Source organism: Enterobacter sp. SECR19-1250, from assembly GCF_013391025.1.
Taxonomy (GTDB): Bacteria; Pseudomonadota; Gammaproteobacteria; order Enterobacterales; family Enterobacteriaceae; genus Enterobacter; species Enterobacter cloacae.
Genome location: NZ_JACASJ010000047.1, coordinates 16,335 through 30,730, shown reverse-complemented (window position 1 = coordinate 30,730; position 14,396 = coordinate 16,335). Strand labels below are relative to the sequence as shown.

The following is a 14,396-nucleotide window of genomic DNA, read 5'->3' as shown; positions in this document are numbered from 1 at the left end:
ACTGTAAATCTGCCGTCATCGACTTCGAAGGTTCGAATCCTTCCCCCACCACCATCTCTCAGTACGACCTCAAAATTTGAATTACCCCTGGTGGGGTTCCCGAGCGGCCAAAGGGAGCAGACTGTAAATCTGCCGTCATCGACTTCGAAGGTTCGAATCCTTCCCCCACCACCATTACTTCCATGCCGCAGGGCGCAACGCGCCGAGTAATCCTTCCCCCACCACCATCAATTCCAAAAAATCATAATAGAACCTAACCGAGCACACTTTCGTAGGCCGGGTAAGGCGTAGCCGCCACCCGGCGACAGACGTTTACATCGGCGGCAAGCGTCGCTTCACCGGTGAGCTCTTCACAATCGACGTATTACACTGGGCATGCTCCGCCAGCCCGTCCAGCAACACATCCAGTTGCTCAATTGACCGCACCACCAGCCGGATGACAAAACAGTCTTCACCGGTCACTTTGTCGCTTTCAATGCACTCCGGCATCGCCTGGATGTATTTGTCCACTTTATGTAACAGTCCAGGCAACGGGCGAACCCGCACCAGCGCCTGCAGCGTATAACCTAACGCCGCCAGATTGACCCGCGCACCGTAACCCTGAATCACTCCACGCTCTTCCAGCCTTTTCAGGCGTTCTGCCGTGCTGGGCGAGGTCAGACCGATACGGCCGCTGAGCACCTTCAGCGACATACGCGCATCCTCGACCAGACAAGCCAAAATTTGCCGATCAATATCATCGAGAAGGTATTCCATCGTTTTCACCTAATTTTAAAAAGCCATTCGCGTATTTAACCTTATCTGAACCCTGTAAAACCCGACAGCAATTTTCGACAATAGCGTCATCAACCAGGAGGTGAATGATGCGTGACTTACATAAAGGCGTCTGGCAAATGAGCCTGGCGATGTTAATTTCCGGCTCGATTGGCGCGTTTGTTTTACTCTCCGGACTGCCAGTGTCAGAAGTGGTTTTCTGGCGCTGTCTGATCGGCGCAATCGCACTGTTCATTTTCATTCGGATGAGCCAAAAACCCTTTAGTCCCCTCACCCGCACCTCTCTGCTGCTGGCTATTCTCGGCGGGGTAGCATTAGTGGTGAACTGGCTGCTGCTGTTCGCTGCCTATGAACGTATTTCGATTGGCCTTTCCACTGTGGTCTATAACACTCAGCCCTTTATGCTGGTGATGATGGGTATGTTATTAGGCGAACGCGTCAGTCTGGTCAAATGGGGCTGGCTGTTTCTTGCCTTCGGCGGGGTGGTAATTTTGCTCTCAGGCGAACTGTCCGGTTCCCATGGCTCAGCCTGGCTCGCGGGGATCGGTCTGGCACTGGGTGCGGCTTTCTTCTATGCGTTGACGGCGATTATTGCCCGCAAACTGAAATCCATCGCGCCACAGCATATAGCGTTTATTCAGGTGCTGACAGGCGTGGTAATGCTACTGCCGTTTGCCCGTATGCCCGCCTTGTCCGCTGATTTTCCGTGGCCAATTTTACTGACGCTGGGCATTGTCCATACCGGTATCATGTATCAGCTGTTGTATAGCGCCATCCAAAAACTTCCGACGCCCATTACCGGTTCACTGTCCTTTATCTATCCGGTAGTAGCCATCGTTGTCGATAATGTGGTCTTCGGGCATTCGCTGGATATTACCCAACTGGCGGGCGGCGCGCTGATCCTGTTTGCTGCGGCAGGAAATAATCTGGGCTGGGGCGAAAAAAAACCCCGCGAATGCGGGGTTAGTATCAAAACGACAAATTAGCGACGGGCACGCACAATCTGGTATTTGCGCGTCAGGTACTCCACCGGCGCGCTCCAGATGTGCACCAGACGAGAGAACGGGAACAGCACAAACAGGGTCATACCCAACACCAGGTGCAGGCGGAAGATAAACGCCACCCCATCCAGATGTTCAGATGCGCCTCCGTGGAAGGTCACTACGGACTGCGCCCATCCCACCAGCTTCATCATTTCGCTACCGTCCATATGCTGCGCCGAGAATGGAATGGTCAGCAGACCCAGTGCGCACTGAACCATCAGCAGAGAGAGGATCAGGATATCCGCCGTGGTAGTGGTAGCCCGCACGCGCGGACTGAACAGACGGCGTTTCAGCAGCAGCAGACCACCCACCAGGGTCATCACGCCGCAAGCGCCACCGGCGATCATCGCCATCTTCTGCTTCACTTCGATAGGCAGCCACGCTTCATACATCCAGTGTGGCGTCAGCATTCCCAGGAAGTGGCCGGCAAAAATCCCCAGAATACCGATGTGGAACAGGTTAGACGCAACGTGCATCCCTTTACGATCCAGCATCTGGCTGGAGGCAGCACGCCAGGTGTACTGGCCATAGTCATAACGCAGCCAGCTTCCCACCAGGAACACGGTGCCCGCGATATACGGGTAAATGTCAAAGAAGAACATATTCAGGAAGTGCATTAGTGCCGTCCTCCGTTAGAGATATTCAAATATTGCGGGGCAACCGCGCCGGCAAAACGACGCTGGTGAGCCGAAATTTCAGATTCGCCGCAGCTCTGGTCAGCAAAGAATTTCACCTGCTCTTCTTCCCAGACTGCATCCAGCGCCTGTGGCGTGTCGTCGCGGGCTTCGTCCGCAATTTTCTCCGCCACTTTTTCACTGTCGACCGAGGCATTCGCCAGCTTCACCAGCACCCCAAACAGCACCGCATAGCGGCTCTCGCGCTGCTGAAGACGGGCGCTGAGCAACGCCAGAATCGGCGCGATGTCCTGCAGACCACCCAGCGCTTCTTCTTTTGGCAACTGCGCCAGATACTCCAGGTACAGCGGCAGATGATCCGGCAGCTCGCGGCTGTCGAGCTGCAGGCCGTGCTGCTCGTACTGGGCCATCAGGTCCACCATCGCCTGGCCCCGATCGCGGGATTCCCCGTGAACGTGTTCAAACAGCAGCAGCGAGGTTGCGCGACCGCGATCAAACAGCTGGCTGTAATCCGCCTGCGCATCGAGAAGATCGCGCGCTAACAGGTCGCGGAGGAAAACGCCCAGTGTCTGGGCATCTTCTTTATCCAGGTTTTCAGAGGACGCGAGCGCATCAAAGAGTTCCTGCTGATGCTGCGCCAGCGCGGCATCCGGGTACTCCAGCAGACGCGAAACAATCACGAGTTCAATCATGGGTGCGGCTCCGTTTTGCTGGTCACATCCATGGCATCGATGCGGCGGCTGTTGAACAGGTTGAATTTGCTGTCAGACCCGTGGCAACCGTCGCCAAAGCTAAAGCCACAACCGTTTTTCTCCGGGAAGGCTTCGCGGGCCAGTTCACGGTGGCTGCTTGGTACCACGAAACGATCTTCGTAGTTGGCAATGGCCAGGTAGCGGTACATCTCCTGGGCCTGCGCTTCGGTCAGGCCGACCTCTTCCAGCGCACGGGTGTCGGTCACGCCGTCCACGGTTTCCGCACGTTTGAAGTGGCGCATCGCCAGCATACGTTTCAGCGCCAGCAGTACCGGCTGGGTATCGCCTGCGGTCAGCAGGTTTGCCAGGTACTGAACCGGGATACGCAGGCTCTCCACGTCCGGCAGAATGCCGTTGCTGCCCAGCTCGCCTGCATCCGCGGCTGACTGAATCGGCGACAGAGGCGGCACGTACCAGACCATCGGCAGCGTGCGGTATTCCGGGTGCAGCGGCAGGGCCAGCTTCCAGTCCATCGCCATTTTGTATACCGGAGACTGCTGCGCCGCGTCGATTACGCTCTGCGGAATGCCGTCTTTCAGCGCCTGCTCAATCACTTTCGGATCGTTCGGGTCAAGGAACACGTCCAGCTGACGCTGGTACAGATCTTTCTCGTTCTCGGTGCTCGCGGCATTTTCAATCGCGTCCGCGTCATACAGCAGCACGCCGAGGTAACGAATACGGCCTACGCAGCTCTCGGAGCAGACGGTCGGCATACCGGCTTCGATACGCGGGTAACAGAAGATGCACTTCTCTGACTTACCGCTCTTCCAGTTGAAGTAGATTTTTTTGTACGGGCAGCCGGTGATGCACATACGCCAGCCGCGGCACTTGTCCTGGTCGATCAGCACGATGCCGTCTTCTTCACGCTTGTAGATGGCACCGCTCGGGCAGGTCGCCACGCACGCCGGGTTGAGGCAGTGCTCACACAGACGCGGCAGGTACATCATGAAGGTGTTTTCAAACTGGCCGTACATCGCCTTCTGCATGTTCTCGAAGTTCTGGTCTTTGGCGCGTTTTTCGAACTCGCCGCCCAGAATTTCTTCCCAGTTTGGACCGCTGGTAATTTTGTCCATGCGCTGACCGGTGATCAGAGAGCGAGGACGGGCGATCGGCTGGTGCTTACTTTCCGGCGCGTTATGCAGGTTCTGGTAGTCGTAGTCAAACGGCTCGTAATAATCTTCGATACCCGGCAGATGCGGGTTGGCGAAGATTTTACCCAGCAGCATCGCACGGTTACCCATGCGCGGCTGCAGCTTACCGTTGATTTTACGGATCCAGCCGCCCTTCCACTTCTCCTGGTTTTCCCAGTCGGTCGGGAAGCCGGTACCCGGCTTACTTTCCACGTTGTTGAACCAGGCGTATTCCATCCCTTCACGGCTGGTCCAGACGTTCTTACAGGTGACTGAGCAGGTATGACAGCCGATGCATTTATCCAGATTCAGCACCATGCCGACTTGTGAACGAATTTTCATTTTACGCTCTCCTGTACCTGGTCATTACCTTCGCCATCTAACCAGTTAATATTTTTCATCTTACGTACCACCACGAACTCATCGCGGTTAGAACCTACCGTACCGTAGTAGTTAAAGCCGTAGGCCAACTGTGCATAGCCACCGATCATGTGGGTCGGCTTCGGCGTAATACGGGTCACGGAGTTGTGAATACCGCCGCGCTGCTCGGTGATCTCTGAACCCGGCAGGTTCACGATACGTTCCTGCGCGTGGTACATCATGGTCATCCCGGCCGGTACACGCTGGCTCACCACCGCACGCGCCGTCAGGGCGCCGTTGCTGTTGAACACTTCGATCCAGTCGTTATCTTCAATACCCAGATCTTTGGCGTCCGCTTCACTCATCCACACAATCGGACCACCGCGGGACAAGGTCAGCATCAGCAGGTTGTCGCTATAAGTAGAGTGGATCCCCCACTTCTGGTGCGGCGTCAGGAAGTTCAGCGCCTTCTCCGGGTTGCCGTTCGATTTCGCGCCCATCACCGCTTTCACGGAGCGGGTGTCGATTGGCGGACGGTAAACCAGCAGGCTTTCACCGAAGTCACGCATCCACTGGTGATCCTGATACAGCGACTGACGACCGGACAGGGTACGCCATGGGATCAGCTCGTGAACGTTGGTATACCCGGCGTTGTAAGAGACATGTTCATCTTCCAGGCCAGACCAGGTCGGGCTGGAGATAATTTTGCGCGGCTGCGCCTGAATATCGCGGAAGCGAATTTTTTCGTCTTCTTTGTTGAGCGCCAGATGCGTATGGTCGCGGCCGGTGAATTCACTCAGCGCTTTCCAGGCCTTCACGGCAACCTGGCCGTTGGTTTCCGGTGCCAGGGTCAGGATCATTTCTGCCGCATCAATCGCCGTATTCAGCATCGGCTGGCCTTTGGCCGGGCCGTCCGCTTTGGTGTAATTGAGCTTGCGCAGCAGATCCATTTCGCTCTGGGTGTTCCAGGCAATCCCTTTCCCGCCGTTGCCGATTTTCTCCATCAGCGGTCCGATAGAGGTAAAGCGCTCGTAGGTCGCCGGGTAGTCACGTTCCACCGGAATAATGTGCGGTGCCGTTACGCCCGGGATCAGGTCACATTCACCTTTTTTCCAGTCCTTCACGTCCAGCGGCTGCGCCAGTTCGGCAGCTGAGTCGTGCTGGATAGGCAGCGTCACCACGTCGGTCTCTTTGCCCAGGTGCCCTACGCAGACTTCAGAGAATTTCTTCGCGATGTCTTTGTAGATATCCCAGTCGCTTTTTGATTCCCACGCCGGGTCAACGGCCGCAGACAGCGGATGAATAAACGGATGCATATCCGAGGTATTCATGTCGTCTTTTTCGTACCAGGTAGCGGTAGGCAGCACGATATCGGAGTACAGGCAGGTGCTGGAGAGACGGAAGTCGAGAGTCACCACCAGATCCAGCTTGCCGTCGAGACCGTTGTCTTTCCACTCCACTTCTTCCGGCTTCACGCCGCCCTGCTTGCCGAGATCTTTACCCTGGATACCGTTTTCGGTACCGAGCAGGTATTTCAGCATGTACTCGTGGCCTTTACCGGACGAGCCCAGCAGGTTGGAACGCCAGATGAACAGGTTACGCGGATGGTTTTTACCGTTTTCCGGCTGCTCGGCCGCAAAACGGATTGAACCGTCTTTCAGAGACTTAACGGTGTAATCCACTGGCGACATCCCTGCCTGCTTCGCCTCTTCCGCAATACGCAGCGGGTTAGTGCCCAGCTGAGGCGCGGACGGCAACCAGCCCATGCGTTCAGCGCGGACGTTAAAGTCGATCAGATGACCGCTGTAGCGGGATTTATCTGCCATTGGCGACAGCAGCTCCTGCGCGGTAACCGTCTCGTAGCGCCACTGGCTGGAGTGGTTATAGAAGTAGGAAGTGCTGTTCATATGACGCGCCGGACGCTGCCAGTCAAGGGCAAACGCCAGCGGCTGCCAGCCGGTCTGCGGACGCAGTTTTTCCTGGCCCACGTAGTGCGCCCAGCCGCCACCGCTCTGACCGACACAGCCGCAGAAGATCAGCATGTTGATCAGGCCACGGTAGTTCATATCGAGGTGATACCAGTGGTTCAGACCGGCACCGACGATAATCATTGAACGACCATGGGTTTTGTCGGCGTTTTCTGCGAACTCACGGGCGATACGGGTGATCTGCGCACGCGGTACGCCGGTGATCTGCTCCGCCCAGGCTGGGGTGTACGCCTTCACATCGTCATAGCTGGTCGCGCAGTTTTCATCGTTCAGACCGCGCTCCAGACCGTAGTTGGCCAGCGTCAGGTCATACACGGTGGTCACCAGGGCGCTAGAGCCGTCGGCCAGCTGCAGGCGTTTCACCGGCAGTTTGTGCATCAGCACGTTCTGTAGCTCGACCTTGTTGAAGTGCTCAGAACCTTCGCCGCCGAAGTACGGGAAGCCCACTTCTGCGATCTCATCCTGGCTGCCCAGCATGCTCAGGCGCAGCTCGGTCTCTTCGCCGGTTGTACCGTTACGTTGTTCAAGGTTCCATTTGCCCTTCTCACCCCAGCGAAAGCCGATTGAACCGTTTGGCACCACCAGCTCACCGTTGCTGTTATACGCGACGGTTTTCCACTCAGGGTTGTTTTCCTGGCCCAGCGCGTCCACCAGATCCGCCGCACGCAGCGTACGGCCTGCTGCGTAGTAGCCGTCACGCTCTTCCAGCATCACCAGCATTGGCATGTCGGTATAACGACGCACGTAATCGGTGAAGTACTGGCTTGGTTTATCGAGGTGGAATTCACGCAGCATGACGTGGCCCATCGCCAGCGCCATCGCGGAGTCAGTACCCTGTTTAGGCGCCAGCCACAGGTCACACAGCTTGGCAATTTCGGCGTAGTCCGGGGTCACCGCAACGGTTTTGGTGCCTTTGTAACGCACTTCAGTAAAGAAGTGGGCATCCGGGGTACGGGTCTGCGGTACGTTGGAGCCCCAGGCGATAATGTAGCTGGAGTTATACCAGTCGGCGGACTCCGGCACATCGGTCTGTTCACCCCAGGTCTGTGGAGACGCTGGCGGCAGGTCGCAGTACCAGTCGTAGAAGCTCAGACAGGTTCCCCCAATCAGGGAAAGATAGCGCGCGCCAGAAGCGTAAGAGACCATCGACATCGCCGGGATCGGCGAGAAGCCTGCCACGCGGTCAGGACCGTAAGTTTTGACGGTATAGACGTTAGAGGCGGCAATTAGCTCATTCACCTCTTTCCAGGAGGAGCGAACAAAACCACCGCGGCCACGCGCCTGCTTGAAGCTTTTCGCTTTGTCGGCGTCTTCGATGATGGATGCCCACGCCTCTACCGGATCGCTGTGCTGCACCTTGGCTTCACGCCACATTTTCATCAGACGCTTGCGCATCAGAGGATATTTAAGACGGTTCGCACTGTAGAGATACCAGGAGTAGCTGGCGCCACGCGGGCAGCCACGTGGTTCATGGTTCGGCATATCCGGGCGGGTGCGCGGATAGTCGGTCTGCTGCATTTCCCAGGTCACCAGACCGTTTTTAACGAAAATCTTCCAGCTACACGAGCCAGTGCAGTTTACACCGTGGGTTGAACGGACGACTTTGTCATGCTGCCAGCGCTGGCGGTAACCGTCTTCCCAGTCCCGGTTGGTATCCAGAACCTGGCCGTGCCCATCGGCAAAAGTTTCACCCTTCTGTTTGAAGTAGCGAAACCGGTCCAAAAATTTGCTCATCGGGTATCTCCTGTGTGGAGCCTGTGGCTCTCTAAATCGACATTGCTGATTTGCAGCGAAGGTAACGTCCTGTAAGAGAGGGAGAATTGATAACGATCAAGACGGAGGGGGACTATGAAGTGAGGTGTTATAACGAATACCACCAAAGCGGTAGAATTTTTATTTTTATATCTCCATGATTTTAAATGGTATTTTTTATTTATCGTACAATAAGCCCGCCTGTTTTTAACATCTCGGGTATTAAGGGGTAGGCTCGGCTGAAAAGCGATGGCGATCACAGAGTTACCTGCGGGCGGGACGTTAGAAAAGCCAGGAGTATGTTGTAACTACTGAGGAAATAAAAAAACGCGACCCGAAGGTCGCGTAAACGGATAATCAAACTTACTTATTTTTCTTGGAATTACGGCCATATACCAGCCACGTGATGGCGACACAGGCGATATAGAAAACGAGGAATACTTTCATTGCTCCTGCCGGGGAGCCGGTCAGGTCCAGCGAGATCCCGAACGCTTTTGGAATAAAGAAGCCACCGATAGCGCCAATCGCGGAGATAAAGCCCAGCGCTGCCGCCGTATCCGTTGCCGCTTCGCGCATGGCCTGCTCTTCGCTACCGCCCTGCGCTTTCACGCGGTCCATGGTCAGCTTACGGAAGATGACGGAGATCATCTGGAAGGTAGAAGCACTTCCCAGCCCGGCCGTCAGGAACAGCACCATAAACACGCCGAAGAAGGCGATGAAGTTACCCCCCTGCCCGTCGGCTGGCAGGGTCAGGAACAGCAGCGCACAGAAGACCGCCATCACAACGAAGTTAATCAGCGTCACGCGGGTCCCGCCCAGACGGTCAGAGACCATGCCGCCCAGCGAACGCGCCAGCGCGCCAATAAACGGTCCGAAGAAGGCGAACTGCAGAATTTGCACCTCCGGGAACTGGGTTTTCGACAGCATGGCAAAGCCCGCAGAGAAACCAATGAACGAGCCGAAGGTCGCCAGATAGAGCAGCGCCATCACCCACAGGTGGCCGCGCTTCAGCACCGGCAACTGCTCGCTCAGGGATGCCTTCGATGCAGACAGGTCATTCATAAAGAACCAGGCCGCAAGGGTAAAGACCACCAGGAACGGTACCCAGATCCAGGCCGCGTTTTGCAGATAGAGGGAAGAGCCATCTGCCTGCGTCACCCCACCGCCGCCAAACGCCGCGAAGATAGAGACGGAGATCGCCAGCGGTGCAATCAGCTGCATTACGCTGACGCCCATATTACCCAGGCCGCCGTTAATCCCCAGCGCACCGCCCTGCTTCGCTTTCGGGAAGAAGAAGCTGATGTTTGCCATGCTGGACGCGAAGTTTGCGCCCGCAAAACCGCAGAGCAGAGAGATAATCACGAACACGCTAAACGGCGTGGAGGTGTCCTGCACCGCAAAACCGAGCCACACGCAAGGCACGATCATGATACCGGTACTGAACGCCGTCCAGCGACGGCCGCCAAAAACCGGCACCATGAACGCGTAAGGCACGCGCAGCAAGGCTCCCGACAGCGACGGCAGCGCGGTCAGCATAAACAGCTGATCGGTGGTAAAGGTAAATCCGACCTTAGGCAGGTTCACCGCTACCGCGCTGAACAACATCCAGACGCAAAACGCTAACAATAAACATGGAACGGAAATCCACAGATTTCGGCTTGCGACACGGTTGCCGCGCTGCTGCCAGAACGCCGGATCTTCCGGACGCCAGTCAGTTATAACGGCACCATTTTCCCTTTCAGGAGCGGATGTGTGACTCATAGACACCTCTGATTCTCGAATGATGCTGCAAACATTAGGGTTTTAGGGCGGCGGTAAGTTGATATAAATCAAAGGAAAAGTGGGAGGATTTGCGGCGAAAAAAAAGCCATCATCCTTAGTGAGTAGAGTAAAACGGTAAAAAAGACGTGGTTTTTCACAGGACTGACGTCTCGCTGTCCATTCCTCCCCCTGAGCCTTACCCCATTGGCAATTTAGAGGTAATCCTTTATTGGTATGGGTATACTCCAGGGTATGCACCAGAATAACGCCATTCCTGCAAGCAGGCCACGTCAGGAGCCCGGCAACTCTATGTTAAAAAGATGTTTATCTCCGCTAACACTCGTCAATCAGGTCGCCCTGATCGTTTTGCTGTCTACCGCCATCGGCGTGACCGGCATGGCGATTTCCGGCTGGCTGGTACAGGGTGTACAGGGTAATGCCCATGCCATCAACGAGGCAGGCTCACTACGCATGCAGAGTTATCGTCTACTGGCATCGGTGCCGTTAACCCAGGACGATCAGAAGCTGCTGGACGATATGGAACATACCGCTTTCAGCACCGAACTGGAAAGTGCCGCGATTCGTGCCGGTCAGGAATCCCAGCTTAAAGCCCTTCAGGGCTACTGGCACACTCAGCTGGAGCCGGGGTTAAAGCAGGCGAAAAATCCTGATACCGTTGCCCGTGATGTCGCCGGGTTCGTTTCCCGCATTGATACCCTGGTCTCCTCTTTCGATCAAACCACCGAATTACGCATCGACCGGGTGGTGATGATCCACCGGGCGATGGCGCTGTTTATGGGGCTGCTGCTGATTTTCACCATTGTCTGGCTACGCGCCCGGCTGCTAAATCCCTGGAAGCAACTGCTGGCGATGGCCCGCGCGGTGACCGCCCGGGATTTTACCCAGCGCACCCACATCAGCGGACGTAACGAAATGGCGATGCTGGGCCAGGCGCTGAACACCATGTCAGATGAACTCGCCGAGAGTTACGCGGTGCTGGAGAAACGCGTACAGGAGAAAACCGCGGGGCTGGAGCAGAAAAACGAGATCCTCTCGTTCCTGTGGCAGGCTAATCGCCGCCTGCATATGCAGGTGCCGCTGTGCGAACGTCTCTCCCCGGTCCTGAATGGCCTGCAGAATCTGACCCTGCTGCACGATCTGGAGCTTCGGGTGTACGACATGGAAGATGAAGAAAATCACCAGGAGTTTACCTGTCAGTCAGACATGAGCTGCGATGACAAAGGCTGTCACCTGTGCCCACGCGGCTTACCGCCGCTGACCACCAGCGGCACGACGCTAAAATGGCGGCTGACAGACAGCCACACCCAGTACGGTATTCTGCTGGCGACCCTGCCCGCCGGGCGTCATCTGAGCCACGACCAGCAGCAACTGGTGGATACGCTGGTTGAACAACTGACGGCCACGCTGGCCCTAGACCGCCATCAGGAGAAGCAGCAGCAACTGATCGTGATGGAAGAGCGCGCCACCATCGCCCGCGAACTCCACGACTCTATCGCCCAGTCGCTCTCCTGTATGAAAATGCAGGTCAGCTGTCTGCAAATGCAGGCCGCAGAAATGCCGGAAAGCAACAAAGCGCTGCTTAGCCAGATCCGCAACGAGCTGAACACCTCCTGGGTACAGCTTCGCGAACTGCTGACCACCTTCCGCCTGCAGCTCACCGAGCCCGGCCTGCGCCCGGCGCTGGAAGCAAGCTGCCAGGAATTTAGCGCCCGACTGGGGTTCCCGGTGAAGCTCGATTACCAGTTACCGCCTCGTTTTGTGCCTTCTCATCAGGCCATTCATTTACTGCAGATCGCCCGCGAAGCGCTGAGCAACGTGCTAAAACACGCTGACGCGACGGCGGTCACCGTTACCGTTAGCCAGCACGATAATCAGGTGAAGCTCACGGTTCATGACAACGGCCGCGGCGTGCCGGAAAATGCCGAACGGACAAACCATTACGGTTTAATTATCATGCGAGACCGCGCCCAAAGCCTGCGCGGTGATTGCCAGGTTCGTCGGCGAGAAACAGGTGGCACAGAAGTGGTTGTCACCTTTATCCCCGAAAAACCCCTCACAACTATCCAGGGAGAAACCCATGACTAATCAGGAACCGGCATCCATCCTGTTGATTGACGACCATCCGATGCTGCGTACTGGCGTAAAACAGCTGGTCAGCATGGCACCTGATATCACCGTCGTTGGCGAAGCCAGCAACGGTGAACAGGGTATTGAACTTGCCGAATCGCTTGATCCTGATTTGATCCTGCTCGATCTCAACATGCCAGGCATGAACGGTCTGGAGACGCTCGATAAGCTGCGTGAAAAATCGCTGTCGGGACGCGTGGTGGTCTTCAGCGTCTCAAACCATGAAGAAGATGTGGTCACGGCGTTAAAACGCGGTGCAGACGGCTACCTGCTGAAAGACATGGAGCCGGAAGATCTGCTCAAGGCCCTGCAACAGGCTGCCGCAGGCGAAATGGTACTGAGCGAGGCGTTAACCCCGGTGCTGGCCGCCAGCCTGCGGGCAAACCGCGCCACCTCCGACCGCGACGTCAGCCAGTTAACCCCGCGCGAGCGCGATATTCTGAAGCTGATTGCCCAGGGTCTGCCGAACAAAATGATCGCCCGTCGTCTGGATATCACCGAAAGCACGGTCAAGGTGCATGTGAAACATATGCTGAAGAAGATGAAGTTAAAATCCCGCGTTGAAGCCGCCGTGTGGGTGCATCAGGAACGCATTTTCTGAGGATTACTCATCCGGGAGTAACTTCCAGCGCGGGTCGTCGTCAGGTAACGCGACAAGCGGCTGAACCACGGTAAGCGTGATCTCATTGGATGAGACGCGCTGTCCTTTTTCATCTTCAACCACCGCCGACAGGTGCCAGCGGTTCTTCGCCCCGTCACTGTCATCCCAGGCAGGCATAATCACACTCCAGCCATCGCTGCTGTGCGTGTTGGCCGGTGCGGTCAGGCTCAGTGCCTGGGTATCGCCCTGCCAGTGGATCTGCCGAATACCATGAGTGCTGCGTACCTGAAGCTTGAGCATCACGGTCTCGCCCCCTTTCAGATCCCACGGCGGGGTCGCCAGCCAGACGGAGAGCGTTTTGCGCTGGCGGAACTCCATTACCGGCAGGTTATCCCGCTCCGGTGAATCATAGCGACTGCCGCGCAGGGAGCGCGTGGCGGCAACTTCGCTGGCGGAAAGCTGCTTGGCAAGGGGCACACCAAAGCGGTAGTTGAGCTTAAGCCCGAGGTTGTTCTGACTCGCACCGCTCTCCCCCTGCTTATGCGCCGCCGTCAGGGTGACCAGCGGAACAGGCGTATAGTTAAGCCCCAGGTTGACCGCCACCGGGTTGTGATAGCCGGTTCCACTGTTGAACAGGTCAACGTTGTCACCAAAGTACTGCTCAAAGCTGACGCTGGTGTTGAAATGATGAAACCACGACAGCCAGGCTTTAGCGGTCACGTCATAGCCACGCGCCATGCGCTGCTCCTGCACGTCCGAACTCTCGCGCCAGCTGGCCAGCGGTTGATAGTAATTGGCAGACAGACGCAGATTCTCGCCCCACGCCTCCGCACCCAGCCCGGCACGCTGCAGGTTTTCATCAAGCAGGTTATCGTAAAAGGTGTTGTAGCCGAGCAGCCATTTTCCGGCAACCCAGCGCTGACCGATGCCGGCATTGCTCACCAGGCCGTCACTCTGCTGCGTAAGCCCCAGCTGGCTCCAGCTCAGGTAACGGTTGTTATCATTCCAGGGGATGAACCAGCTCCCGCTGCTGCCGTTAAAGTTCCCCTCGTCATCCACCAGTAAATTGACGCTGGCGTTGCCCCAGGGCGAGAGCCAGGCCTCAATCTGCTGATTCACCTCGCCGCTCACCGCGTCACGCACCTTACCAAACGCGAACTGACGCGCCTGCTCGCCGGTGGTGAGGCCGTTATCGGTCATACTGGCTTCGCCAAAGGCTTTTGCCATTTCGGCCAGGTGCTTTTCCCCCTCGTCTGTTGGTGTCGCCATGCCGAGATCGGGCAAACTGTCCCCGTTGTTATCAAAGGGGTTTTCTGCCTGATGCATAAAGGAATTCGGGGCACCGTGAACGGCACCCGCCGTAAGAAGTGGGAGTAATAACAGAAAGCGAATGCGGGACGATACAGCCATCAACGTCGTAAATAAGAACCTGTGTTTATGAGGCAACGCTTT

Annotated in this window: 10 protein-coding genes and 1 tRNA gene; 4 read left to right on the top strand and 7 right to left on the bottom strand. The window is 56.5% G+C overall.

The window, feature by feature from the left end; all coding sequences use genetic code 11:
* Nucleotides 1–89 precede the first annotated feature (89 nt).
* Nucleotides 90–174 (top strand) — tRNA-Tyr (locus HX884_RS13715).
* 138 nt (nucleotides 175–312) lie between these two features.
* Here the strand turns inward: HX884_RS13715 and HX884_RS13710 are convergent.
* Nucleotides 313–756: an Lrp/AsnC family transcriptional regulator gene (locus tag HX884_RS13710; protein WP_029740417.1), complete on the bottom strand. Its 444-nt coding sequence runs from the start codon at nucleotides 754–756 to the stop codon at nucleotides 313–315.
* Nucleotides 757–863: 107 nt separating this feature from the next.
* On the opposite strand from HX884_RS13710, the gene HX884_RS13705 reads away from it, so the two are divergent.
* Nucleotides 864–1,760 carry a DMT family transporter gene (locus tag HX884_RS13705; RefSeq protein ID WP_062857059.1) on the top strand — a complete coding sequence of 299 codons (897 nt, stop codon included), beginning with the start codon at nucleotides 864–866 and terminating at the stop codon, nucleotides 1,758–1,760.
* On the opposite strand, the gene narI is transcribed toward HX884_RS13705, so the two are convergent.
* The 5 genes from narI to HX884_RS13680 all read right to left on the bottom strand — a co-directional run bounded on the left by narI (nucleotide 1,757) and on the right by HX884_RS13680 (nucleotide 10,195).
* Nucleotides 1,757–2,434, bottom strand: coding sequence for a respiratory nitrate reductase subunit gamma (narI, locus tag HX884_RS13700; protein WP_013096259.1), 678 nt, complete (start codon nucleotides 2,432–2,434; stop codon nucleotides 1,757–1,759). The two genes, HX884_RS13705 and narI, sit on opposite strands and share 4 nt — an antisense overlap.
* The gene (narJ, locus tag HX884_RS13695) at nucleotides 2,434–3,144 is read right to left on the bottom strand and encodes a nitrate reductase molybdenum cofactor assembly chaperone (RefSeq protein WP_013096258.1); all 711 of its coding nucleotides are present in this window, start codon (nucleotides 3,142–3,144) and stop codon (nucleotides 2,434–2,436) included. Before narJ ends, narI begins: the two co-directional genes overlap by 1 nt.
* Nucleotides 3,141–4,676: a nitrate reductase subunit beta gene (gene narH / locus HX884_RS13690; RefSeq protein WP_013096257.1), complete on the bottom strand. Its 1,536-nt coding sequence runs from the start codon at nucleotides 4,674–4,676 to the stop codon at nucleotides 3,141–3,143. Before narH ends, narJ begins: the two co-directional genes overlap by 4 nt.
* Nucleotides 4,673–8,416 carry a nitrate reductase subunit alpha gene (locus HX884_RS13685; RefSeq protein WP_013096256.1) on the bottom strand — a complete coding sequence of 1,248 codons (3,744 nt, stop codon included), beginning with the start codon at nucleotides 8,414–8,416 and terminating at the stop codon, nucleotides 4,673–4,675. Before HX884_RS13685 ends, narH begins: the two co-directional genes overlap by 4 nt.
* 381 nt (nucleotides 8,417–8,797) lie before the next feature.
* Complete coding sequence (locus HX884_RS13680) at nucleotides 8,798–10,195, bottom strand: NarK family nitrate/nitrite MFS transporter (RefSeq protein ID WP_178328351.1); 1,398 nt, start codon at nucleotides 10,193–10,195, stop codon at nucleotides 8,798–8,800.
* A gap of 309 nt (nucleotides 10,196–10,504) precedes the next feature.
* Between HX884_RS13680 and narX the strand changes: the two genes are divergently transcribed.
* Nucleotides 10,505–12,301 carry a nitrate/nitrite two-component system sensor histidine kinase NarX gene (narX, locus tag HX884_RS13675; protein ID WP_178328350.1) on the top strand — a complete coding sequence of 599 codons (1,797 nt, stop codon included), beginning with the start codon at nucleotides 10,505–10,507 and terminating at the stop codon, nucleotides 12,299–12,301.
* A complete protein-coding gene (narL, locus tag HX884_RS13670; RefSeq protein WP_003856701.1) occupies nucleotides 12,294–12,944 on the top strand; it encodes a two-component system response regulator NarL in 651 nt (216 codons plus the stop codon). Before narX ends, narL begins: the two co-directional genes overlap by 8 nt.
* A gap of 3 nt (nucleotides 12,945–12,947) precedes the next feature.
* On the opposite strand, the gene HX884_RS13665 is transcribed toward narL, so the two are convergent.
* Entirely contained in the window at nucleotides 12,948–14,354 is a 1,407-nt protein-coding gene (locus HX884_RS13665; protein WP_178328349.1) for a YchO/YchP family invasin, read from the bottom strand.
* Nucleotides 14,355–14,396: the final 42 nt, after the last annotated feature.